At 37.7% G+C, this 24,387-nt stretch carries 23 protein-coding genes; 8 read left to right on the top strand and 15 right to left on the bottom strand.

Going from position 1 to position 24,387, the window contains the following annotated elements; translation table 11 throughout:
* Positions 1–34: 34 nt before the first annotated feature.
* Positions 35–1,405, bottom strand: a complete 1,371-nt coding sequence (gene hisS, locus L2B55_RS02550) for a histidine--tRNA ligase (protein ID WP_237850317.1) — start codon at positions 1,403–1,405, stop codon at positions 35–37.
* Positions 1,406–1,486: 81 nt separating this feature from the next.
* Entirely contained in the window at positions 1,487–1,951 is a 465-nt protein-coding gene (locus L2B55_RS02555; protein WP_237848725.1) for a low molecular weight protein-tyrosine-phosphatase, read from the bottom strand.
* A 104-nt stretch (positions 1,952–2,055) separates the two neighbouring features.
* On the opposite strand from L2B55_RS02555, the gene amaB reads away from it, so the two are divergent.
* The gene (gene amaB, locus L2B55_RS02560) at positions 2,056–3,600 is read left to right on the top strand and encodes an L-piperidine-6-carboxylate dehydrogenase (RefSeq protein ID WP_237848726.1); all 1,545 of its coding nucleotides are present in this window, start codon (positions 2,056–2,058) and stop codon (positions 3,598–3,600) included.
* 25 nt (positions 3,601–3,625) lie between these two features.
* Positions 3,626–4,096, top strand: coding sequence for a hypothetical protein (locus L2B55_RS02565; protein ID WP_237848727.1), 471 nt, complete (start codon positions 3,626–3,628; stop codon positions 4,094–4,096).
* 84 nt (positions 4,097–4,180) lie between these two features.
* On the opposite strand, the gene L2B55_RS02570 is transcribed toward L2B55_RS02565, so the two are convergent.
* Positions 4,181–4,657, bottom strand: a complete 477-nt coding sequence (locus tag L2B55_RS02570; RefSeq protein ID WP_237848728.1) for an energy transducer TonB — start codon at positions 4,655–4,657, stop codon at positions 4,181–4,183.
* Between the two features lie 190 nt (positions 4,658–4,847).
* Here L2B55_RS02570 and L2B55_RS02575 point away from each other — a divergent pair, with 190 nt between their 5' ends.
* On the top strand, positions 4,848–6,512 hold the full coding sequence (locus tag L2B55_RS02575; protein WP_237848729.1) for an isovaleryl-CoA dehydrogenase: 1,665 nt from the start codon (positions 4,848–4,850) through the stop codon (positions 6,510–6,512).
* On the opposite strand, the gene L2B55_RS02580 is transcribed toward L2B55_RS02575, so the two are convergent.
* The 3 genes from L2B55_RS02580 to L2B55_RS02590 form a co-directional block, all read right to left on the bottom strand.
* Complete coding sequence (locus L2B55_RS02580) at positions 6,509–6,985, bottom strand: gliding motility lipoprotein GldH (RefSeq protein WP_237848730.1); 477 nt, start codon at positions 6,983–6,985, stop codon at positions 6,509–6,511. The two genes, L2B55_RS02575 and L2B55_RS02580, sit on opposite strands and share 4 nt — an antisense overlap.
* Positions 6,986–8,374 carry a PSP1 domain-containing protein gene (locus L2B55_RS02585; protein ID WP_237848731.1) on the bottom strand — a complete coding sequence of 463 codons (1,389 nt, stop codon included), beginning with the start codon at positions 8,372–8,374 and terminating at the stop codon, positions 6,986–6,988.
* 65 nt (positions 8,375–8,439) lie between these two features.
* Positions 8,440–9,555 (bottom strand): DNA polymerase III subunit, encoded by a 1,116-nt coding sequence (locus L2B55_RS02590; RefSeq protein WP_237848732.1) that lies wholly within the window; start codon positions 9,553–9,555, stop codon positions 8,440–8,442.
* Between the two features lie 96 nt (positions 9,556–9,651).
* Here L2B55_RS02590 and ruvX point away from each other — a divergent pair, with 96 nt between their 5' ends.
* Both ruvX and def read left to right on the top strand, forming a co-directional pair.
* Positions 9,652–10,074, top strand: a complete 423-nt coding sequence (ruvX, locus tag L2B55_RS02595) for a Holliday junction resolvase RuvX (protein ID WP_237850318.1) — start codon at positions 9,652–9,654, stop codon at positions 10,072–10,074.
* A gap of 99 nt (positions 10,075–10,173) precedes the next feature.
* Positions 10,174–10,773 carry a peptide deformylase gene (gene def, locus L2B55_RS02600; RefSeq protein WP_237848733.1) on the top strand — a complete coding sequence of 200 codons (600 nt, stop codon included), beginning with the start codon at positions 10,174–10,176 and terminating at the stop codon, positions 10,771–10,773.
* 89 nt (positions 10,774–10,862) lie between these two features.
* On the opposite strand, the gene L2B55_RS02605 is transcribed toward def, so the two are convergent.
* From L2B55_RS02605 to L2B55_RS02625, 5 genes are all read right to left on the bottom strand, one after another.
* Complete coding sequence (locus L2B55_RS02605; protein ID WP_237848734.1) at positions 10,863–11,063, bottom strand: hypothetical protein; 201 nt, start codon at positions 11,061–11,063, stop codon at positions 10,863–10,865.
* Between the two features lie 134 nt (positions 11,064–11,197).
* Complete coding sequence (leuB, locus tag L2B55_RS02610; RefSeq protein WP_237848735.1) at positions 11,198–12,271, bottom strand: 3-isopropylmalate dehydrogenase; 1,074 nt, start codon at positions 12,269–12,271, stop codon at positions 11,198–11,200.
* A gap of 148 nt (positions 12,272–12,419) precedes the next feature.
* Entirely contained in the window at positions 12,420–13,013 is a 594-nt protein-coding gene (leuD, locus tag L2B55_RS02615; protein WP_237850319.1) for a 3-isopropylmalate dehydratase small subunit, read from the bottom strand.
* 39 nt (positions 13,014–13,052) lie between these two features.
* Positions 13,053–14,447 carry a 3-isopropylmalate dehydratase large subunit gene (gene leuC, locus L2B55_RS02620; protein WP_237848736.1) on the bottom strand — a complete coding sequence of 465 codons (1,395 nt, stop codon included), beginning with the start codon at positions 14,445–14,447 and terminating at the stop codon, positions 13,053–13,055.
* A 70-nt stretch (positions 14,448–14,517) separates the two neighbouring features.
* A complete protein-coding gene (locus L2B55_RS02625; protein ID WP_237848737.1) occupies positions 14,518–15,684 on the bottom strand; it encodes a 2-isopropylmalate synthase in 1,167 nt (388 codons plus the stop codon).
* Between the two features lie 144 nt (positions 15,685–15,828).
* Here L2B55_RS02625 and L2B55_RS02630 point away from each other — a divergent pair, with 144 nt between their 5' ends.
* Positions 15,829–17,373 carry a hypothetical protein gene (locus L2B55_RS02630; RefSeq protein ID WP_237848738.1) on the top strand — a complete coding sequence of 515 codons (1,545 nt, stop codon included), beginning with the start codon at positions 15,829–15,831 and terminating at the stop codon, positions 17,371–17,373.
* 94 nt (positions 17,374–17,467) lie between these two features.
* On the opposite strand, the gene L2B55_RS02635 is transcribed toward L2B55_RS02630, so the two are convergent.
* The 3 genes from L2B55_RS02635 to L2B55_RS02645 are packed head-to-tail and all read right to left on the bottom strand — an operon-like array spanning position 17,468 to position 21,778.
* A complete protein-coding gene (locus L2B55_RS02635; protein ID WP_237848739.1) occupies positions 17,468–18,379 on the bottom strand; it encodes a carboxypeptidase-like regulatory domain-containing protein in 912 nt (303 codons plus the stop codon).
* 33 nt (positions 18,380–18,412) lie between these two features.
* A complete protein-coding gene (locus L2B55_RS02640; RefSeq protein ID WP_237848740.1) occupies positions 18,413–20,551 on the bottom strand; it encodes a biosynthetic peptidoglycan transglycosylase in 2,139 nt (712 codons plus the stop codon).
* A 3-nt stretch (positions 20,552–20,554) separates the two neighbouring features.
* On the bottom strand, positions 20,555–21,778 hold the full coding sequence (locus tag L2B55_RS02645) for a site-specific integrase (RefSeq protein WP_237848741.1): 1,224 nt from the start codon (positions 21,776–21,778) through the stop codon (positions 20,555–20,557).
* A 106-nt stretch (positions 21,779–21,884) separates the two neighbouring features.
* Between L2B55_RS02645 and L2B55_RS02650 the strand changes: the two genes are divergently transcribed.
* On the top strand, positions 21,885–22,961 hold the full coding sequence (locus tag L2B55_RS02650) for an Mrp/NBP35 family ATP-binding protein (RefSeq protein ID WP_237848742.1): 1,077 nt from the start codon (positions 21,885–21,887) through the stop codon (positions 22,959–22,961).
* A gap of 43 nt (positions 22,962–23,004) precedes the next feature.
* Positions 23,005–23,295 carry a NifU family protein gene (locus tag L2B55_RS02655; protein WP_237848743.1) on the top strand — a complete coding sequence of 97 codons (291 nt, stop codon included), beginning with the start codon at positions 23,005–23,007 and terminating at the stop codon, positions 23,293–23,295.
* A 75-nt stretch (positions 23,296–23,370) separates the two neighbouring features.
* Here the strand turns inward: L2B55_RS02655 and L2B55_RS02660 are convergent, their stop codons facing one another.
* On the bottom strand, positions 23,371–24,315 hold the full coding sequence (locus tag L2B55_RS02660; RefSeq protein ID WP_237848744.1) for a zinc-binding metallopeptidase: 945 nt from the start codon (positions 24,313–24,315) through the stop codon (positions 23,371–23,373).
* Between the last annotated feature and the right edge of the window lie 72 nt (positions 24,316–24,387).

The raw sequence follows: 24,387 nt of genomic DNA on the forward strand, positions 1-24,387 counted from the left end.
AAAAGCCTTGATATTAATTTATCAAGGCTTTTATTTATGCTAATTTCTCTATTATCATGTCAATGGTCAGTTTCTCTTGCTCGCCACTGGTCATGTTTTTTAGTGTTAATTTTCCCGACTGCATTTCTTCTTCTCCAATTAAAATTACAAATGGAATTCGTTTGGAATCGGCATATTTCATCTGTTTTTGAAGTTTAGTTGAGCTTGGATATAATTCTGAATTAATTCCATTGGCTCTCAATTTTACTAATACGGGTAGTGCATACTTTTCTGCAGCAGAATCAAAATTAGTAATTAGTACTTTAGTTGATGTTATTGCACTTTCAGGGAACAAGTTCAAATCTAGCATTACATCGTAAATACGATCGGCACCAAATGAAATACCAACTCCGGTTACACCCTTAAGTCCAAACATGCCGGTAAGGTCATCGTAACGACCTCCTCCACCAATAGAGCCCATCTGCACCTCATTTGATTTTACTTCAAAAATAGCTCCGGTATAATAATTTATACCACGGGCCAATGTAATATCTAATTCAATTGTGGCATTCTTTAACTCAAAAGAAGAAAGGTAATTGAAAATGGACTCTAATTCCTCAATTCCCTTTTTCCCAATTTCTGAAGTAGCCAAGCTTTGCTTCATCACTTGAAGCTTTTCCTCATTTGAACCTTTTAGTTCAATAAACGGATTTAATACTTCAATATTCTGACTTGTAAATCCACGTTCCATTAACTCTTTAGTAACACCATCATACCCAATCTTGTCAAGCTTATCAATGGCAACAGTCATGTCCACAATTAATTCCGGTTTTCCAATAATTTCAGCAATGCCGCTTAAAATTTTGCGATTGTTGATTTTAATGGTGAAATCTTTCAAGCCTAAGCAAGACAGGGCTTCGTCATAAATGCAGATAAACTCGGCTTCATTCAATAAAGATTCAGAGCCAACCACATCGGCATCGCATTGGTAAAATTCACGATAACGACCTTTTTGAGGACGGTCTGCTCGCCAAACAGGCTGAACCTGGTAGCGCTTAAATGGCATGGCAATTTCGTTTTGACGCATTACTACGTATCGAGCAAACGGCACAGTTAAATCATAACGTAATGCTTTTTCCGAGATTTCGAATGTTAAGGCTTTTGAGTTACGGTTTTCCAGTTTATTTGAATCTACTTTTGACAAATAATCACCGGAATTAAGCACCTTGAAAATAAGTTGATCCCCTTCTTCTCCATATTTGCCAGTTAGGGTACTTAGGTTTTCCATCACCGGTGTTTCAATAGGCTGATAGCCGAACTTTTGGAAAACACGTTTAATAGTATCGAAAATATATGTTCTTCGGGCCACCTCAACAGGCGAAAAATCACGGGTTCCTTTTGGGATGCTTGGTTTCATTCGTTGTATATTATGGATGATAAGTGTTGAATGCTTATTTTAATGGGTAAAATTAGGTTAATTTTAAATTTCAGCAGGAAATGAAATATTTTAATTTCTAGCGCCTACTTGTATTTTAATAATTTCATTACAGGCATCTTCAATCTGCTTAAATACAGGGATAAAAAGAGATTCATCATACCATGGATCAGCGACCTCGCAATTTTGTCCTGGGATTGAGATATTTAGTAATAAATCCACCTTTTCTTTATCGTTATTATTGCGAGCCATCCTAAGAACATTTTTGTAATTCGACTGGTCCATTACGAAAATACGGTCAAATAAATCAAAGTCAGTAATCGAAAATTGACGAGCACGTAAATCGCTAATATCGATTCCAAAACTTTGGGTGGTTCTTTGTGCCCTTCGATCGGGAGCTTCGCCAACGTGCCAGTCACCAGTTCCGCATGAGTCTACCTGCCAGCTAAGTCTGTTCTTTTCAATTAAATCACGCATAATGCCTTCTGCCATTGGAGAGCGGCAAATGTTCCCCAAACACACCATTAAAATTTTCATGCAGCAAAGATAAGTGAAATGCTCTATTTTATTGATGAATAAACGTCTTTGAAGCTCTTCAATTCAACTCCTTTTTCTATTTTTATCTTATACCAATTCAAATTATGAACACTATAAATATCCCTTCAGTTCTGCAAGAACTGAATATCGAACAAGATAATTTAGCCTGGAGTACAGGCTTAACCTGGGGAGCGGATGCAGATGCTGAATCCAAAACCATTTATTCTCCTGTTGATGGTAAAGCCATTGCTAAAGTTTCATTTGCCAATGCTGAAAACTACGATTATGTAATTAAAGCAGCTCAAAAAGCATTTCTGAGCTGGCGTTTATTGCCGGCTCCTAAACGTGGAGAAATTGTACGTCAGTTTGGAGAAGAGTTAAGGTTGAAAAAGCAGTCATTAGGATCTTTGGTTTCTTATGAAATGGGTAAAAGTCTTCAGGAAGGTTTGGGAGAAGTGCAAGAAATGATAGATATCTGCGATTTTGCAGTTGGCCTTTCACGCCAGTTATACGGATTAACTATGCATTCTGAGCGGGCTCGTCACCGCATGTATGAGCAATACCATCCGTTGGGAGTGGTGGGTATTATTTCTGCATTTAATTTCCCTGTAGCGGTTTGGGCTTGGAATGCGGCATTGGCTTTGGTTTGTGGAGATGTTTGTATATGGAAACCCTCAGAAAAGACACCTTTGACAGCTATAGCCTGTCAAAAGATTATTGCTAAAATTTTAAACGATAATGGCATTGAAGAAGGGGTCTCCTGCCTCGTTATTGGCGACAGAGAAATTGGATCATTGATGGCCAATGATACTCGTGTGCCATTAGTATCGGCAACAGGGTCAACTCGTATGGGCAAAGCTGTTGGGGAAGCAGTAGGAAGACGTTTAGGGAGAAGTTTATTAGAACTTGGTGGAAATAACGCCATCATTATTTCAGAGCATGCCGATCTGAATATGGCTCTTCCCGGTGTGGTATTTGGAGCTGTTGGAACTGCCGGTCAACGTTGTACTTCAACACGCCGACTGATTATTCATGAATCAGTTTATGAGGCATTTAGGGCAAAATTGGTTAGTGCTTACCCCCAGTTACGAATTGGTAATCCTTTGAATGAAAACAACCATGTTGGTCCGTTGATTGATAAGCTAGCCGTAGAAAACTACCTTAAGGCCATTGAAAAAGCAAAAGCCGAAGGAGCAACCTTGTTGATAGAAGGTGGTGTTTTGAGCGGAAACGGTTACGAATCGGGGTGCTATGTAAAGCCTGTGATTTTTGAGGCGTCAAATCACTTTGAAATAGTGCAACATGAAACTTTTGCTCCAATACTTTATTTGATGAAATATAAAACCATTGATGAAGCCCTTGCGCTTCAGAATGGGGTGCCTCAGGGACTTTCATCTGCAATAATGACAACTAATTTGCGGGAAGCAGAAAAGTTCCTGTCGCATGCGGGTTCAGATTGCGGCATTGCAAACGTGAATATTGGAACTTCGGGTGCAGAAATTGGAGGAGCTTTTGGAGGTGAGAAGGAAACCGGTGGAGGAAGGGAATCAGGCTCTGACGCATGGAAAGTATATATGCGTCGACAAACTAATACGATTAATTACGGGACAGACCTGCCGCTTGCTCAAGGTATCAAGTTCGATATATAATTAAAAAGTTGATTAATTTTCGTCAATGAAAGCAGCCTCGCTTAATGAACTTAAAAAAGAACTAGTCGAATTATCGCCGGTACAGCTTACTGCCATTTGTTTGAGAATTGCCAAATACAAAAAGGAAAATAAGGAGCTGTTGACCTATTTGTTGTTTGAAGCGGATAATGAACCAGCATATATTGAATCAGTTAAACAGGAAATTGATGAGTACTTTGCCGGAATAACCAAATCTAACATTTACCTGTCGCTTAAATCAATTCGAAAAACATTAAGAATAACTAAAAAGTATATTAAATATTCAGGCGATAAGCAAACTGAGGCGGAGTTGTTAATACATTTTTGTAAGACATTAAAACATTCGGGGATTAAAATAGGATCAAGTACAGCTTTATTCAATTTATATCAGCAACAGCTTAAAAATATAAACAAAGCTATTGATAAGTTGCATGAGGACTTACAATACGATTTCAGACAAGAATTAGAAAGCTTATAATCAAATTGAATAAGCCTTAAATAATCAGATTGGATTTGGTAAAATAAAGAACGGCAGTCTACTTTGTAAACTGCCGTTGCTTTTTTAGCTCATTTTTAATTTAAAGTCAATTGGAAGTGTGTATTTAGCATTCACTCTTTTACCATAATGTACAGCAGGTGTCCATCTAGGCATCGCTTTAATTATTCGGACAGCTTCTTCAGATAAACCGTCTTTTAGTTTTTTTATGACTCTAATATCAGTTAGAGTTCCGTCTTTTCTAACTACAAATGATACAGAAACTCTTCCTTGAGTGTTTTTTTCCAATGCTCGCTGTGGATATTGAAGGTTTCTGTTGATGAAGTTCACCAATGCAGTGTTGCCTCCTGGAAATCTTGGCGGGTTTTCTACATAAAGGTATACATCATCGTCGCTCTGTTGTTGCGATTCAGTATGGTTGACAACAATTAGGGCATTACTATTAATAACATTAGTAGTAAAAGATGAACATAGCAAACAAGTACTGATTGCCAAAACGCCCAACACTGAACCTTTTTGGGAAAGAGATTTTAAGCTTAGCATTTTAAATAGATGGTTTAATAGTTTATGGTCCTAAAGTAATTGTTTTCGGATTGATTATCCTAACTATTATTAAAAAAACAAGAATGATAGTTAATGTTATGTGTGCTTCTGTTATTCTAATTTACTTTGATAATCTGCTTAATATTAATAGATTAGGAATGATTCTGGAAGGATTTTAAATCATAAGAAAGTGAATATTGAAAGGAAAATGATAGAGGGTTATAAAACCCATGATGTGTTTAACCAGCCTCCTCCATTGGAAGATTATAATCTCTATTTAACCAACCCAATTCTGAAGGGTTGTGTTGAGCAGTTTAATGCGTCCTGGGCTCATCTTCAACTAACTAAATTCGGTGCACAAATGGGAAGTTCGAAAGTAATACAATGGGGCTTTCTGGCAAACCAATTCACTCCTGCTCTAAAAGCTTTTAATCGATTTGGTTTCCGAATTAATGAGGTTGATTTTCATCCCTCTTGGCATGAACTTATGCATTTGGCAATGGCTAATCGCTTGCATAACCTGCCTTGGGTTGACCAACAGCCATATTGTCATAGTGTTAGGGCTGCACTTATGATGATGGCTTCGGAGGTTGAGTTTGGTCATCTATGTCCTATTTCAATGACTTTCTCTATTTATCCTGTGCTGAATAAACAGGCTCCGAAAGCTTTAAAAGATTGGTTGGGTAAACTATTGAGCAATGAGTATGATGCCCGATATTTGCCATTTGATAAAAAAAATGGTGTTTTGTGTGGGATGGCCATGACTGAAAAACAAGGTGGTTCGGATGTAAGGGCTAATACTTCATGGGCTAAATCAATAAATGATACGGACTTTCTTTTGACTGGGCATAAGTGGTTTTGTTCAGCTCCAATGGTGGATGCATTTCTGGTGCTGGCTCAGGCTCCTAAAGGTTTGTCGTGTTTTTTTATGCCTCGATATACTCCTGATGGTCAGCTTAACAATTACTCTATACAACGCTTGAAAGACAAGCTGGGCAACAGATCCAATGCTTCAGGAGAAATTGAGTTTACTGATGCTTACGCGGTTTTATTAGGCGAGGAAGGTCGTGGGGTGGCCACTATAATTGAAATGGTAAATCATACTCGCTTAGATTGTGCTATAGGCTCAACGGGGTTACTGCATCAGGCTACAGTTCAGGCAATACACCATTGTCAAAATCGCTCGGCGTTTGGCAAAAAGTTGATTAATCAGCCTATTATGCTCAATGTATTAGCCGATTTATGTCTCGAAACCGAAGCAGCCACTCAATTAGCTATGCGATTGGCCTTAGCATTTGATAATGAAAATAAATCAGAGCAGGAAGAGGTCTTTAAACGTATTGTTACACCTATCGCGAAATTCTGGATTTGTAAACGAACACCAGCAATGGTATATGAAGCCTTGGAATGTTTAGGTGGAGCTGGCTTTATTGAAGAATCTATCTTGCCTCGTCTTTACAGAGAGGCTCCTTTGAATGCAGTTTGGGAAGGTTCAGGCAATGTTATTTGCCTCGATGTTATTCGTGCAATGCAAACTCAATCCAATTCATTGAAAAGTGTTATTTCAGAGTTGGAGTTGGCTTTAGGAATAAATCCTCTGTTAGATAAATTTATTAGGGACTTTGTTAAAAAAAGTTCAGCTTCACTATTGGAAAATAATGAAGCTGAAAGTAGAACATTAGTTGAGCACATGGCGAAGCTATTACAAGCATCATTATTGACTCGTTATTCACCTGAGTATGTTGCAGAGGCATTTGTTGAATCAAGATTGGTCAACAATCACAGCCTTGTTGGAACCCTTTCTTCAAAACACAATTTCAAAGAGATTGTTAACCGGATGTGGTTGGGTGTTTAATTTTTGAATAATTGAATGCCCACATCAGATATCTCTTTTAACGGATCATCACGCATGAATTGCTCCAATTCAATCCGATATTGACCAGGTTTAGAGAAGTCAATCCCGTTGGTTATAAATATTTTTTTCGCTAGTAGTTTCCCTGTACCTGAACCCAGCCATTTACCGTCATTCTCAGCTAATTTAACCTCAACAATACGGGTGGTTTGCATCTTCCCATCAGGGTTTTTTACATACAGCCTGAAAAAAATATTCGAATATTTATAATCATCTGTATGCCTTAGGTTCAAATAAAGTGAATACTTGCCCGTCTGATCAAGTTTAACATCATATACGGCTTTGTCATTTGAAAACCAGCCTTTAGGATCTATGGTTAGAGTGTTATTATAAACAGCACTATCAGTGCAGGAGTATAACAGTGAACTTAATATAATAGCCAAAAGGCTGCTAAACAATAGTTTTGAACGAAACATTTATTGCTTGGTTGAATTATTGTTGTTAGTTGGTTTTTGATTATTCCGTTGTTGGTTAGGACGGCGCTGTTGGTTTTTATTACCCCCTCCTTGTTGTGGACGATTAGGTCCTTCTCCTTGTTTTGAGCTGCGTTGTTGTGGATTGTTGGACTGCTGCTGACGACTTTGTTGTTGCGGCTTTCCACCTCCTTGCTGTTGACGTTCCTGAACTGGTTGTTGCTCACGAGCCTCCTGACGAGGAGCGTTTGAATCACCTTTTGATTTTTTCTTTTTCTTCTTTTTCTTATTTTTCTCGTCGAGACGAGTTAATGAATCTTGCCCAACAACATTTTCAAAGTCAAATGCAACATCTTTTACTCCTGTTGTTGTAGTGGTATATTCAACTGCTTTAAGGTCAACAGACTTTTGGCCTTTGGCGTTTGAGGCTAAAATTTCTTTTACCTTACCAACTTCCAATGGAATCCAGTCAGTTACACCCTCATAGCTAAACCACATGATACGTTTAAAAATGTCGGTTTTTTGTAATCGGGCAAATCCTCTCTCGGTTTGTAAGCCAGTTACATTTTCCGGAATATCTTTAAGGGCGTCAATGTAAGTATCAAGTTCATAGTTTAAGCAACATTTTAGCTTACCACATTGACCTGCCAGTTTAAGCGTGTTAAGGGAAAGATTCTGATAGCGGGCTGCAGCTGTTGAAACAGTACGAAAATCTGTAAGCCAGGTTGAGCAGCATAGTTCACGACCGCAGGAGCCGATTCCTCCTAGGCGACTAGCTTCTTGGCGCATACCTATTTGACGCATTTCAATGCGAATTTTAAAGGCCTCGGCCATACGCTTAATTAACTCACGGAAGTCCACACGGTCATCAGCCGTATAGTAAAAAGTGGCTTTGGTTTTATCGCCTTGATAATCAACATCACTTAGCTTCATTTTAAGGCCGAGTTCAAGGGCCAAGGTACGAGCCTTGTGCATAGTTTCATACTCAAGACCTTTGGCTAATTTCCACTTATCAATATCAGATTGGTTAGCTTTACGGATGATTTTTTTGAATTCGGCGCTGTCTTTTACCCCTTTCTTTTTCATCTGCATACGAACCAGTTCTCCAGTAAGGGAAACATGTCCCAGGTCATATCCTCCCTGATTACCTTCAACGGCTACCATTTCTCCCATTTCGAGGTAAAAGTTACTAGGATTCAAGTAAAAATCTTTACGTGAGCCTTTAAATTTTACTTCAACAATGTTAAATGGTTTATAGTGTGATGGCAGGTCCATGTCGGCCAGCCAATCGTAAACATCAAGCTTACTACATCCTCCATCGGTTAAGCACGAACCATTGCTTTTGCATCCGGCCGGTGTGCATCCTCCGGTTGAACAGGTACTACATCCCATAATTTATATAATGAATAATCTGTTTGGGAAATTTATACCCAAACAGATTATGAAAATCTAAAAATTTAACTTCGCAAATAACGATTAATTTGCAAAGATACATCTAAAAATAAAATTTTAGGGTTAGCATTTCTTTCAACATGATAGATTGCTTCTTCAAAGCATTTTATCAACTTTTCGCCTTTTTGAATGCCTACCAACGCTGAGAACTTGCTAACGAAGTCGAGCTCCTCACCCTCTAAATAAATCATTTCCTTGGCCCCGTCTCCATATAACAAACAATCACGAATAATGTTCAATCCATAGCGGATGAAGTTTTTTTGACGTTCGCGCCCAATTTTGGCAAAATCTTCTACCCATTTTACAATTCCGGTTCCGTTGCCAGTATAACATAAGCGCATCCAATCGGCGAAACTGCCGGTTTCCTTGTTTTCTTCCTCATTGAAAATCGAGTAGGCTGTAGCCATGTTGCCATTTGATAAATAAGCAATACGATTCGCTTGTGCCGAGTCGCTCTGGTGGTTATCTATAAAGTGCTGTTGAATGTCCTTATTGCTTAGCTTATTGATTTTAATAAGTTGTGTTCGCGAAAGAATAGTATTCAGCATCTTGTCACGGTTTTCGGCTACTAATAAGAACAGGGTTTTATGTGCAGGCTCTTCAATAATTTTCAGTAATGAGTTTCCCTCATTACCCAAGAACTCAGGCAACCACATAATTAGTACCTTAAATTCTGACTCAAAAGGCTTTAAACTTAACTTTTGAATGATAGCATGGCATTCGGCAATAGGAATGTTAGGTTGCTTGTTTTCGACTTCAAGGTATTTTAACCAAGCATTCAAAGAAAGGTAATTGTCGGCTGATAAAGCCTTGCGCCATTCCTCAATTACATCAATGCTGGTTTCAACCTTGTTCGTTTTACTGGCAATAAACGGGTATGAGAAATGCAGATCTGGGTGAATGAACTTTTGGTATTTACGGCAAGAGGAACATTGCCCGCAGGAATCATCATCAAGCTTATTTTCGCAGGCAATATATTGCGCATAAGCAATAGCCAAGGACATAGCGCCTGAGCCTTCAGGACCCAAAAATAATTGTGCATGGCTAATCCGGTTTTCCTTTACCGATCTAATTAATTGTTCTTTAACCTCTTTATTGCCTTCAATGTCTTTAAACAGCATGCTGTAAAGTTCTAAAATATTTTAATGCAATACTAATTAATGCAAACACTCTTAATTATGCGCTACAATTTACACCTTTGCATTAAATTTTGGCTTATGGCACGATTGATGGCTTTTGATTTTGGTACCAAGCGTTTGGGTATTGCGGTAACGGATCCTTTGCAAATTATTTCTACTGCATTAACAACAATTCACCCAAAAGATGTGGTTGAATTTTTGAAGAATTACTTGCTGACCGAACAAATAGAAACTTTCATTGTCGGAGAGCCGAAGCAAATGGATAGCTCACCCTCAGAATCAGCTCGACACGTTGAAGCGTTCATTAATCTTTTAAAAAAACAATTTCCGCAGATTCCGATTGAGCGAATGGATGAACGGTTTACCTCCAAAATGGCCAGTCAAAGTATTGCCCAAAGTGGCTTGAAGAAAAACGTCAGGCAAAAAAAAGAATTAATAGATACTGTAAGTGCGGTCATTATCCTGCAATCGTATATGGAAAAGCGATCGTTTGGGTTCTAAAAGCACGGAAAAAAATCACGACGGTTTTTTGTACTTTTGCGGTTTGTTGAATTTCTACACACACAACCAAATTCAACACGACTTATAAGTACTAAATAGATGATATTACCAATTACCGCCTATGGCGATCCTGTATTATTAAAAAAAGCACAACCTATTGATAAGGATTACCCTGATTTATCAGGTTTAATTAACAATATGTTTGAAACCATGTATAATGCCAGTGGTGTGGGTATTGCTGCTCCTCAGATTGGTCTTTCAATCCGTTTATTTGTTATTGATGCAAAACCATTTGGAGATGATGACGATGATGAGGTAAGTGAAGCAGAATCAAAAGAGCTAAAAGGGTTTAAACGGGTGTTTATTAATGCAGAAATGCTTGAACAGACTGGTGAAAAATGGGCTTTTACAGAGGGATGTTTAAGCATTCCGGATATTAGGGAAGACGTGATGCGCCCGGCAAATATCAAGATTAAGTATTATGATGAGAATTGGGATGAGCATATTGAAGACTATTCGGGAATTGCAGCACGTGTAATTCAGCATGAATACGATCACATTGAGGGTAAATTATTTACCGATTATCTGAATCCGTTAAAAAAAGCTATGTTGAGAGGCCGTTTGGATGCTATTTCTAAAGGAAACATTAAAACGGATTATAAGATGAAGTTTCCAGTCAAGAAAAAAGGAAGAAGATAACAAGAAATATTTAATAAAATAAGAAGCGCAAAAGTTCAACTCTTGCGCTTCTTATTTTATATGAATTATATTCCTTGTAGCATACTTAATTATCCAATTGGTGGATTATGAACAGTTAACAATTCGATTGTTTTTTTTGTTCTTAATGTAAGAAATATCCGCCCTATTATGAGAATAATCGACAGAATAAGAAAAGTGTATTTCATAACTGTATGTTGATCAAAACAGGTTACACCTAGAATTAATAGAAGGAAGCCTGCAGGCGAAATGGCAGATCGTGATGTTTTCATTTTATAAACTGATTTAAGTTTGACTACCAGTAAGTATATCAAACTAAAGTTTCGTTACAGAGAAATGAAAGGTTATCAAAAAAAAATCCTGCCACGGTTGAATGGCAGGATTAAACTACTAAAATTGAAAAATTTTATGCAGTAACAGTTGCTTCAGAAATATAAGCAGAAATAATATTTCCAACAGAAGAGGTGCTTTGCGGATTTTCCGGGTTAACATCAACAGTTGACAAACCTTTATCGATTGAGTACTGTACCGCCTCCCGAATCAAATTAGCTTCTTCAAAAAGTTTAAAATAATCCAACATCATTGCAGCCGATAAAATGGTTGCAGCCGGATTAGCAATGTTCTTGCCTGCTGCTTGTGGGTAAGAGCCATGACAAGGTTCAAACATGGCGGTTTGGGCTCCAATTGATGCCGATGCCAATAAGCCAAGTGAACCCGTTATAACACTCGCCTCATCTGAAATAATGTCCCCAAACATGTTCTCAGTTAAAATAACATCAAATTGTGTTGGGTATACAATCATTTGCATTGCTGCATTATCAACAAATAAAAAATCCACTTCAACATCAGCGTATTGTGGAGCCATTTTCTTTACCACATCTCTCCATAATCTAGAAGTCTCTAAAACATTAGCTTTATCAACTAATGTTAGTTTCTTACGACGAGCTTGGGCTGCTTCAAATGCTAATTTGGCAATGCGCTCAATTTCTTCAACTGAGTACTCGCAGTTATCATAAGCAATTGACCCATCGCCTTTGCGACCTTTATCTCCAAAGTAAATTCCACCGGTTAATTCACGGTACACAACCAGATCTGCTCCTTTAATACGGTCTTCTTTTAAAGGTGATTTACTAATTAATGAATCGTAAGTAGTTACCGGGCGAATATTACAGAATAACCCCATTTCTTTACGAATCTTTAATAAACCTTGCTCCGGACGAACTTTTGCGTTCGGGTCATTGTCGTATTTCGGATCGCCAATGGCTCCAAACAAAATTGCATCAGAATCTAAACAGATTTTTAGTGTTTCATCAGGCATCGGATTGCCTGTTTTATCTATTGCAATGGCACCTGCAAGCGCTTCAGAATATTCAAATGTGTGATTGAATTTTTTTGCGATGGCATCTAACACCTTAATGGCTTGTGCTACAACCTCTGGTCCAATCCCGTCGCCGGAAAGTACAGCTATTTTCTTGTTCATAAACTTAAAAATCCCCTGTTGGGGACTATGTAATTGAATTAAAGTTATATGTATGAAGAGTATTTCTTCTTATATATCTAAAAGGTTACCCCTAAGGGCGGCCGGGGCTTCTCCCCGGCCTATCAATTAACCTTATGATGATGCTTGTTTAAAATTTAACAGCTTGGTGCTCGAAGGCTTCAATCCTGTCTTTAAGAGAAAGCAAGTAATCAATATCGTCAAAACCGTTAAGGAGGCACATTTTTTTGTATCCGTCTATTACGAAATTCTCTGATTTGCCTGTGTTTACCAATTCAATGGATTGGGTTTTCAGATCTATTTTTAGTTCGGTTGCTGGATCGGCAATTATAGCAGCTAAAATTTCTTGTAAAAACTCTTCAGTAACCTGAACCGGCAGTAAGAAATTGTTTAACGCATTGCCTTTAAAGATATCTGCAAAGAAACTTGATACTACTACTTTAAAGCCGTAGTCATGAATTGACCATGCTGCATGTTCACGGCTAGAACCACAACCAAAATTTCTGCCTGCTACTAAAATTTTACCACTATAACGAGCGTCATTCAAAACGAAATCAGCCTTTGGCTGGCCCTCACTGTTGTAACGCCAATCGCGGAATAAATTATCTCCAAACCCTTCGCGACTTGTCGCTTTTAAGAAACGAGCCGGAATGATCTGATCTGTATCTATGTTTTCAATCGGCATTGGAACTGCCGTTGAGGTTAATTCTTTAAATGCTTTCATCATTTCTGATTTGAGGTACGTGATTAAATCACATCCTGATTAATTCAAATACGGTTTTACATCAGCAATCTTGCCTTCCAGAGCAGCAACAGCCGCAACCAAAGGACTGGCTAAGAAAGTACGGGCTCCAGGACCTTGACGGCCTTCAAAGTTTCTATTTGAAGTAGAAACGCAATATTCGCCAGCTGGAATTTTATCGTCATTCATGGCCAAACAAGCTGAGCAGCCTGGTTCGCGTAACTGGAATCCTGCTTCTTCAAAAATCTTGTCCAATCCTTCTGCTATCGCCTGTGCTTCTACTTGCTTAGAGCCGGGAACGATAAAGGCATGAACATTTTCAGCTTTCTTATGACCTTTTACTACTTGAGCCGCGATTCGTAAGTCTTCAATTCGAGAATTGGTGCAGCTTCCAATAAAAACATAATTAACTTGTTTGCCAATCATGTTTTCGCCGGCTTCAAGCCCCATATAGCTTAATGCTTTATTAAAACTTTCTTTACCAGAGAATGTATCTTCTGTTGGAACGGTATCTGTAACCTTAATTCCCATACCCGGATTGGTACCATAGGTAATCATTGGTTCAATGTCTTCAGCAATATATGAGTATTCTGCATCAAAAACAGCATCGGCATCTGTTGTCAATGATTTCCAATATGCAGATGCTTTTTCAAAAGCTTCGCCTTGAGGGGCAAACTCACGTCCACGAACATAGTCTATGGTTATATCGTCAGGGGCAATCATTCCTCCACGGGCTCCCATTTCAATACTCATGTTACATACTGTCATTCTGCCTTCCATGCTCATTTCTCGGAAAATATTACCGGCAAATTCTACAAAATACCCGGTTCCTCCATTAGCACTTAGTTTTGCAATGATATATAATACAACATCTTTGGGAAGAACGCCTTTGGCTAATTTGCCGTTCACATTGATGCGCATTTTTTTAGGTTTTTGCTGCAATAAGCACTGACTAGCCATTACCATAGCAACCTGACTTGTGCCTATACCAAATGCAATGGAACCAAAAGCACCATGAGTTGAGGTATGGCTATCACCGCAAACAATGGTCATGCCTGGCTGTGTAATACCTAATTCCGGACCAATTACATGCACGATGCCTTGATATTTATGACCAAGTCCATACAATTCAACCCCAAACTTGTTACAGTTTTCGGTTAGTTTGTTAACCTGAAAGCGTGATAGATCATCTTTAATTGGTAAATGCTGGTCGATAGTTGGAACGTTATGATCGGCGGTTGCCACCATTTTTTTAGAGCGGAATAAAGAAATACCCCGTTGTTCCAGTTCTGCAAATGCCTGAGGACTGGTTACTTCGTGTATTAAATGCTTGTCGATATACAACACATCGATACCGCCTTCGGTAGTTGTTACAACGTGTGCATCCCAAACTTTGTCAAATAAGGTCTTACCCATCTTTTCAATATAGTTAAGTAAGCAATGAATTATTCATTACTCTTGTTTACAGTCGTTATTAGTTAAGTAATTAAGCCGAAAGCTCAATCTTCACGTCTTTCATCAATTCATGAATGTCATTGTCGTAAACTTCTTTCTTACGATCGGCTACTATTAAGAATTGAGTATATACTTCGTCCAAAGCATCTTTGGTAAGCAAGTAGCCAATTTTGTGCGCACGATAAGCCAATGCTGCACGACCGCTGCGAGCTGTAAGAACAATTAAAGACTGATCGACACCAACATCAGCCGGGTCCATAATTTCGTATGTTTCACGATTTTTAATGACGCCATCTTGGTGAATACCCGAAGAATGCGCAAATGCATTTGAGCCGACAATGGCTTTGTTTGGCTGCACAAACATCTGCATTTTTTCAGAAACAAGTTGGCTGATTGGATAAAGCATTTTGGACTCAACTCCGGTAATCAGGTTTAGGTACGGATGCTGACGCATAATCATTACTACTTCTTCTAAAGAAGTGTTTCCTGCTCGTTCACCTATGCCGTTAATAGTACACTCAATCTGTCCTGCTCCATTTATTACTCCTTCAATTGAGTTAGCAGTCGCTAATCCTAAATCATTATGGCAGTGTGTTGATAAAATGGCTTTGTCTATCCCTTTTACGTTTTCTTTTAAGTATTTGATTTTTGCACCGTATTCATGTGGCAAACAATAGCCTGTTGTGTCAGGAATATTAAGGACAGTTGCTCCTGCCGCAACTACAGCCTCACAAACTCGTGCTAAGTATTCATTATCAGTACGGCCGGCATCTTCAGCATAAAATTCCACATCTTCAACAAAGCGTTTGGCATATTTTACAGCAGCAACGGCACGTTCAATAATTTCTTCACGGGTTGAATTAAATTTGTGCAGAATATGAGAATCCGAAGTTCCTATTCCGGTATGAATCCGAGGGCGTTTAGCATATTTTAATGCCTCAGCAGCTGTTTCAATGTCTTTTTGTACTGCACGAGATAAACCGCACACAATTGGTTCGGTTACAGCTTTTGATATTTCCACTACTGATTTAAAGTCCCCAGGGCTAGAAATTGGGAAACCTGCCTCGATTACGTCAACCCCCAGTTTCTCCAGGTTACGTGCAATCTCTACCTTCTCGGGTGTATTTAATTTGCAACCCGGCACTTGCTCCCCATCACGTAGGGTTGTATCGAATATCTGAATCTTTCTTGTTGACATTGTTAGATTTGTGTTTGGAATTTCTAAAGTATTCACTAAGATTAGCTTTTGGAAACCATTATTGAGTATTTTGTACTATTTTCAATTTTGGTATATTTTTGATAACTATCATTAAATCAGATATTTAAAGGAGGTCTATATACAATGGCTAATGGAAAGAATGAGCCTGTGTTTGAATTGATAAAGTCGATGTCGAAATCAGAAAAGCGGAACTTTAAACTGTTCGCTACCCGTTTACAAGGCAATCAAGATGCTAAGTTTCTCGCATTATTTGATGCAATTGACGGAATAGATGATTATGATGAGGAACGAATACTGAAAAAGGCACCCGTTAAGAAAGTTCAACTTTCAAACATGAAAGCCCATTTGTATAAGCAGATTCTTATCAGTTTGCGATTAATGAATGTGCAACACTACCCCGATTTACAATTGCGGGAACAGGTTGATTTTGCTAAAATTCTTTATAATAAAGGCTTATATCGTCAAAGCTTAAAAATTTTAGATAAGGCTAAGCAGGTAGCCTTGCAGTTGATGCAGAATACCATAGCTCTTGAAATTGTTGAATTCGAGAAGATGATCGAATCTCAATACATCACAAGAAGTATTTCTAATAGGGCAGATATTTTGACCAATGAGGCAATTGGATTAAATACCAGTATTCAAACTGCTAATGAATTCTCTAACCTTGCCTTGCAACTTTACGGATTGTATTTAAAGGTGGGCTATGCCCGTAATAGCAAGGATGTTGCCTATGTTCAAACCTTTTTTGAGCTCAACCTGCCTAAATATGATGCGGATAAGCTGGGGTTTTCTGAGAAAATGTACTTGTATCAATCTTATGTTTGGTATTATTCTATAATTCAGGATTTTGTCTCGTGTTATCGTTATGCTCAACGTTGGGTTGATCTCTTTAATGAAAATCCTCAAATGAAGCAAAGCATGATCAGCTTTTACATTAAGGCTTATAATTATCTGCTTGAATCATTATTCTACCTGCGCTACTATTCAAAGTTTTGGGAGGTACTTACAACCCTGCAAAGCGAAGTTGAAGATGAAAATGACTTTTTTGATGATAATGCAAAGATGTTGGTTCAGTCATGTATTTTAACTCATAAGGTGAATCTTCATTTTATGGAGGGTAGCTTTACCAAGGGGCTTGCACTGATTCCTGAATTGAAATCCTTTTTATCACATCACAGTGAACGGATTGATGAGCATCATGTCTTAGTTTATTATTATAAGATTGCTTGCTTGTATTTTGGTAGTGGTGACAATAAAAACGCGATTGCTTATTTGAATAAAATAATCAGTACGCGTGACACCGATGTGCGGTCGGATATTCAATGCTTTGCCCGCATTTTAAATTTGATTGCCAATTATGAAGCAGGTAATGACTCAAATCTTGAATATCAAATTAAATCTGTATATCGGTTTTTGGTAAAAATGGATGATTTACACAAGGTTCAAGTAGAAATTATCAACTTTTTGAAGAATCTAGGAAATATTTATGCAACAGATATAAAGCGTGAGTTTAAACGTTTGCACGATAGGTTGGTGCCATATGAAAATCACCCATATGAAAAACGCCCTTTCTTGTATCTGGACATTATTTCGTGGTTGGAAAGTAAGATCAATAATAAGCCGGTTCAGCAAATTATTCAGGAGAAATTTTTAAAGGTAAATAGATAGTGTTGGAGAATATTTTTGATTTAAAACGAAACAGGGACATTAAGCCCCTGTTTCGTTTTTGAAATATTAATTGATAATTAATTGTAGAAATAAATCAGTCGGCAGTGATATTGGCCCCCATCATGTAGTTGTATTGATCAACTTTTTCCCATTTGTTAATGCCGTAACGTCTCCATGAACGAGCAATCAATCCTTCCTCTAGTTTTTCATAACCAATTGCAGGCGCAGGGTAATGCATTACCGTGATTTTGTTGCCATCATAAGTGGTTTCGGTACTAGTAACCTCCGATGAATAGTACTGTAATGGCAGAATTTCAAGAACGATAAAGAATCCATCATAAGGGACTTCAACATTATACTGTGAAATATCTACAGAAAGCCATTCATTGTTTTTTTGTGCACGTGCAATAATCGCATCCTGAATTAACTCTTGTCCTGGATAATCACGCATGTCGGCTTTCCCATAAAGCTTTACACGGAAAGGAGCGTCAATTACACCGTTTTCACATTCTCGAATGAAGAAGCGAACAGAACGAATAATGCCGGTAGTATTATTGTCGTTAGGGATATAAAATGCATGCTGAAGTTCAGGGAAGGGACAGTACTTGCCGAAACTTCTTTCCTTATCGCTTCCTACGTAAAGTTTTGTTGCTTTTTTGGCATTTACAACAACATCGTCAAGTTGAAGAAACGCCGATTTTAACTTTACAGTTGAGAACTGCGTTTTAAGCATATCTTTAATACTGATGACTTTGGCTTTATACCCTAATGAGGTGATTATTAAGCTATCTACCTTGTTTTTTTCAGGGATGCTAATGGAGAACTCTCCGTTTTTATTTGCCGAATAAATAAGTTTAGTGTTAGAAATTGTTAAAGTGGCATTCGGAATTGGGTACGCCTCAGGAACATCTTCAACTATCTTACCTTTTAATGTGACATTTTGTGCATTAGCAGTAAAGATAAAAAACGTAAGAAAAATCCAGATTAAGTGTAAACTTCTCTTCATTGGCTTTCGAGTTTATGTTTAATATTTAGGTTGTTACTGGTTAATTAATTGTTGTTCCTTTTCTTTTTCCTCCCTACGCTTTTTCCTTTTCTCCTCACGTTCCTGACGTCGTATTTCTGCTTTACTCTTTTCTATAACAGGCTCTGTAACCACTGACTTTGTTTCTTGTTGGTCAATAGTTTCTGTTTTAGTTTTAACCGGCTCCTCTTCCATTATTTGTTGAGGAGCAAATTCGTCAACATCGTTAATCGTTGTATCAACTGCCGATGTATCAGTTATAACGTAATTTCGAGCAGGCCCACGAAGAATTACATTGTACATAGAAGCACGGTCTTCTTCGGTAATCATTCCTCGTTTTAGCATTAGCCCGCTTATTAAATTAAAATAATAGCCGCTAATACGTTGCTTCAATGCTCCATTAGGGTAAAATTGATAACGATAACGCTTTGGACTAGGTATAATACTAGCCAAAAACATTGATTCCCCAAGGTTTAATTCCGAGGGATTCTTAGCAAAATAAAACCTAGCCGCTTCTCCAACTCCGTATACGTTTGGTGCCCATTCAATAATGTTGAGGTATACCTCGTACATACGTTCTTTGCTGGTGAGTCGGTTGTTTTCAATGAGCCAAACAATTAGCATTTCTTCTATCTTACGAGCCATTGTTTTTTGTCGGCTCAGGTATATATTTTTTACTAATTGCATAGAAATTGTACTACCCCCTCGCTTAAAGCTTTTGGCCTTGTAGTTGGTAACAATTGATTTTCTGATTGCCTCTTCAAAGAATCCTTTATGTTTAAAGAACGCGTAATCTTCGGCTGTTAAGATAGCATTTTTTAAATAATTGCAAATCTGATTATAAGGGGTGTAATTTGGGTTTTCAGGTCCTATTGTAATATTACGCATTGGCTTGCCATATTCGTAAGGAGTATATACAAACGGAGCATTGATTTTTTGAAGGTTTACTACTCCGAATTTCAAGATTTTAAAATCTTTTTTCTCCAAACGAGAATCAAAACGGCAGTTATCAGGATCCTTATCTTCCAAGTAAAAATCTAATCCATATTTAAGTTTTCCTGAGACCTTTAATCCTTCTAAGGATTCAAACATACCTATAGGGAATGCATTAAAAAAATCCTGAGCATTTACCCAATCGGTACTCATTTTAAGTTCATACACTTTTGATGGTTTTAAAGTGTATTTTATAAACGGATGAGCTTCAAGGTTTCGTAAATGAATGGTTGAAGCACTATCCAGTGATAAGAAGTTCTTACCAATAACCATAGTGGCATCAATGGAACCATTATCAACTACAATATCTTTTGAGGCAATTTTCGGATGGTTAATTAACAAGTTACGAACTCCCCAGGCTCCTTTAATGGTTAGTTCCCCTCTATGGTAACTGGTTCCATCCATGCGAGTCATAACGGTGTCAACATTTAGTTTTAGGCCGAATTTCTGTTCAAGAAAGGGAAGTTCCACTTTTTTTCCATCAGCATAAAGTTTAACGTCCATTTCTTTATCTCCGCCATCAACCGTACCTGAGCAGTGCCAAACGGCTTCGCCTCTATTAATTATAAAAGTGGATTTAAGTTCCTGATCGTCTATTAAAATTTCTTTGGCTATTATGCTTGTGGTTCTGGAGCTGTCAGTTTCTGTAAATGAAGCTTCAAAATTGCGCAGCTCCATATTGTCAGGCACTTTATAAAGCACTTGGTTAATAAGCCGGTTAGCCAATTTGGCTAAATCCAGTTCTGATTTTTGAGTGGTATCGCGTTTATGTTCTTTCAGTAAGAAGTCATAATTCTTAACCCCGTTGCGGTTAACCAAGCTCAGTTTTCCATTATTAAGTTGAACAGAAGCAAGCTTAACATCTCCCAGGATTAAAGGTAAAAGCCGCACCTTAACTTCAAAGTTGGAAATGGAAAGTAAGGTGTCTTTTTGAAGCGGTACAACAGTAATTTTATCAAACCGAACAGAACTAAGACCAACAAAACGGGCATTCTCAATTTTAATATCGAGTTGATTCCTTGTAAGCTGGGCCTTTGTAATTTTTGTTATTGTTTTATTAAGGATTTCTTCACGTTTAGCAAAAAGCACAGCTATGCCAATGCCTATTAAAACAATAAAAATGGCGAATATCCACCAGTACTTTTTCAGAAATATTTTCAAAACCTAAAAGAATTTTTTATTCCAACAATCTACCATCTCAAAATCATTCATTGGGCTGCTGAAATAGCTGTATTCTAGTAAAGCATTAATCGTTTTTTGACCAAGTACCTGAATCAGCAATTCCGGGCGCATACCAGCGCGCAAAGATAACGCTGCATAGGTATATCTGGCAGTGTCAGTAGTAATTAATTCGTATTTAGGTTTTTGCTTTTCAATGATTTTATCTCCTTTATGAACGCTAACTGTAATTGGAGCATCAATGCCAGCCATTTTGCCCAAGGTTTTTAAATGCTTATTGGCATAAACATTTTGTACGAAAGGAAAACAATATCCTTTCTCGGGCATGTATTTTTTCAGAATAAATTGAGCATAATTATTCATTGGAATACGTGTCTTAATAAAGGTATATTGATTGATGATGAGCAACTTTCCGTCAGTAACTTCATCAACCTTAAGTTTTATAATATCGGAATACTTAAGGCCGGTAACACAGCCAAACATAAAGATGTCTCTGATTACAGCTAATTCTTTATTTAAGCTCAGATTTAACGTATAAAGCCGCTCCACTTCACTATCTGTAAGCGAAAGTTTTGGTGATTCAATAGTTTTGGTGCCGAACGCCTCAAATTCGGCAGTTTGCATTAGCTTTTTGTCCGATGCATAATGTAAGAACGCCTTAAGTGCTTTAATTTTTTTACTAATGGTGTTATTGGTATTGTTTAATGTTTTTTCTAGGAAACGGGTGAACGCTATATAAAACTCTGAGTTAAGGTTATGAAAACTGATGCGATAATCATCGGCATCTTCAAAAAGCTTGAGGTCTTTGATAAGTGTTTCGTAAACGAAAACGGTACTTTCTTTTTTTGTTTTTCGGGATTCGTCAATAAAGTTAGCTAGTTCGGCAAAGAACTCACTGCCCGATTTAAAAAGATCTCTGTAAAAAGCCTCTTTTATTTCTTGGACGTCTGCATCTTTATGGTCTTGTAAAACATGATGGGAAGCATTGAGTAGCTTTATTTTTTGCATTTCAAGCGTACTGTTCCACCTGTCGGTATTGCCGTTTAATTCAACCACTTGCTGTTTTTGGGAATCCCAGTTTTCTTCAGGAACTTTTAATCCTGTAAAGTGTTTAAAACGTTTACCTCTATGCTGAAAGATCATATAAATGGGAATGAGCCCATTGCTATCTTTCATATCGGGTCTTATGCAAAGGTTTACGGTGGCCATTGTTTTACAGGTATTTAATTGATAGTACTATGCTAACTAAACAAAAACCAAAATATCCTATTTTTTTAGTTAATTTTGATGAAAATTCTTAACATATTAACACTAAATGATTACTACGGAACAAGTTTTAGCCGCTCTTAGCAACGTTGAGGAGCCTGATCTTAAGAAAGATATAGTAACTCTAAAAATGGTAGAGGATGTGAAAGTGGATGGAAAGAAGGTGAGCTTTTCCGTAATTCTTACCACACCGGCATGCCCGCTAAAAGACCTTATCAGAAACGCATGTGTAAATGCAATCAAACATTTTGTTGATAAGGATGCAGAGGTGGAAATAAATATGACTTCAAGGGTAACCACTAAAAGCACCAATACTTTTAGTAATATTAAAAACATTATAGCCATTGCTTCTGGTAAAGGTGGTGTTGGTAAATCAACTGTTGCTGTAAACCTTGCCCTTGCTCTTGCAAAAAAAGGTGCAAAAGTTGGATTGATTGACGGTGACATCTATGGCCCTTCAATTCCTATCATGTTCAATCTTGAAAATGCTAAACCATTTATGGTACAGGTGAACGGGCAAAATAAAATTCAACCTATAGAAAAATATGGTATAAAGTTATTGTCTATAGGTTTTTTTACCGATCCCAATCAGGCTATTCCATGGCGTGGACCAATGGTTTCATCGGCCATTAAACAGCTATTTAATGATGCAGAATGGGGGGAATTGGATTATTTAATTGTTGATACGCCTCCGGGAACAGGAGATGTTCATATAACATTGGCTCAAGGATTTCCTGTTGCAGGAGTGGTGATTGTTACCACCCCGCAAAACGTGGCCTTGGCTGATGCGAGAAAAGGTGCAGGAATGTTTAGAATGGAAGGCGTTAAAGTTCCGATTTTAGGGGTCGTTGAAAATATGTCATATTTTACCCCTGCAGAATTACCGAATAATAAATACTATATTTTTGGTAAAGACGGAGGTAAAACATTGGCCACACAGTTTGATGTGCCGTTTTTAGGTGAACTTCCGATCGTTATGACCGTTAGTGAAGGAGGTGACAAGGGAGAACCCATTGCTTTGGAAAATGGAAATCCGGTGGCAATGGCCTTTGATGATATAGCCGAGAAAATGGCTCAACAGATTGCTATACAAAACGCCTTGGCTAATAAAGAGTTAGTAGTATAATTATTTTCTTATCTTTGCAAAAAGACTAAAAAAAATTTTTAGCATGAGTAACGCAGAACTGTTAAATAAAGTTGAAAGTGCCTTAAACCAAATTCGTCCATATTTAGAAGCGGATGGTGGTAATGTTGAAGTATTGGAAGTAACAGACGAAAATGTATTGAAATTGAAACTTCTGGGTTCATGCGGATCATGTCCAATGAGTATTATGACCTTAAAGGCAGGAATTGAGCAAGCTGTTAAGCGTGAGGTTCCTGAAATTGCTTCGGTTGAAGCAATCAATGTTACAGATATTGATGATCCAAATGCGGTTATGCCTGAGCGTATGCAAAGTTAACCTCAATATGAAATAACTATAAAGGCCCCGATTCACTGAATCGAGGCCTTTTGTTTTTTAATTCGTTTTGATTGGCTATTGAATAACTACTGGTCGTTCTTTGGTATTTCTCATGCTTTCTGTAGAGAATACCTTCAGCTGAGCACTGCTAATAGCAACCACATCAGGGTTGTTTCGTATCCGATTTCTGATATCGACCAACTGAGGCTGAGTATACATTAATTGAATTTTCTTATCGGCGATTGTTGATCCTGTAGGTTTTTGGGCAAGGATAACAAAGTATGCAAAGGTCTCTGCTATATCTTCATTAATGCTTGTTGATGCATATTCACTAACGAAATTACTTTTATACTTTAACCAAAAGCTATGCAAAGCGTCTTTATTGTCGGTACCTATAGTGTTATATTCATTTATTAGCTGAATCCAATCCAACTGAAAATGTTTATAGATATAGGATTCGGGGCGCATACAGCCACGATCTATCTTATAAGTGGTACAATTATCAGTTGAAACTGCATCAATTTGAGTGTCGTTTAATGTTAAAACATGGCCAAATTCATGTACTAAAACATATGAAAACCCTTGTCGTAGATTTACCTGATTTAGATTATCACTAATGTCTATTGATAAAGCCAGTCGCCACTCACTTAAATCTTTTTTAAGCGGTTGTACATAGCCCGCTACTTTATGATTGCTATAAATAATAGCTAACTCAGTAATCTTATTGCGGTACTCTTGGGGAATTAATCGAGTAAAATATTCCCACATTTGCCAATGTTTTGCCGCATCAGATTGATAGGTTAATAATGAATCACCAACTTTATAATCGCCTTTTTTTTCAATTGAATTTCCATGAATGGAATACAATGTAAGGGCTATTCCCGGAACGCCACTGCCTCCCTGAGGTAATAATTCATTTTTTACAGGTGGATTAATATCAGCTTTACTGCATGACTGCGCGGATAAAGCCAATAAACAAATCCATAGTAATAAAAAATGCAACACCCGTTTTTCTCTCATCGTCTGCTATTTTTTTTTCAGCTTGCAAATTTAAACCTTGAAAATCAGTGTGTTACCATAAGGTTTAAATTT

Origin of the sequence: Solitalea lacus (assembly GCF_022014595.1) — a bacterium.
Taxonomy (GTDB): Bacteria; Bacteroidota; Bacteroidia; order Sphingobacteriales; family Sphingobacteriaceae; genus Solitalea; species Solitalea lacus.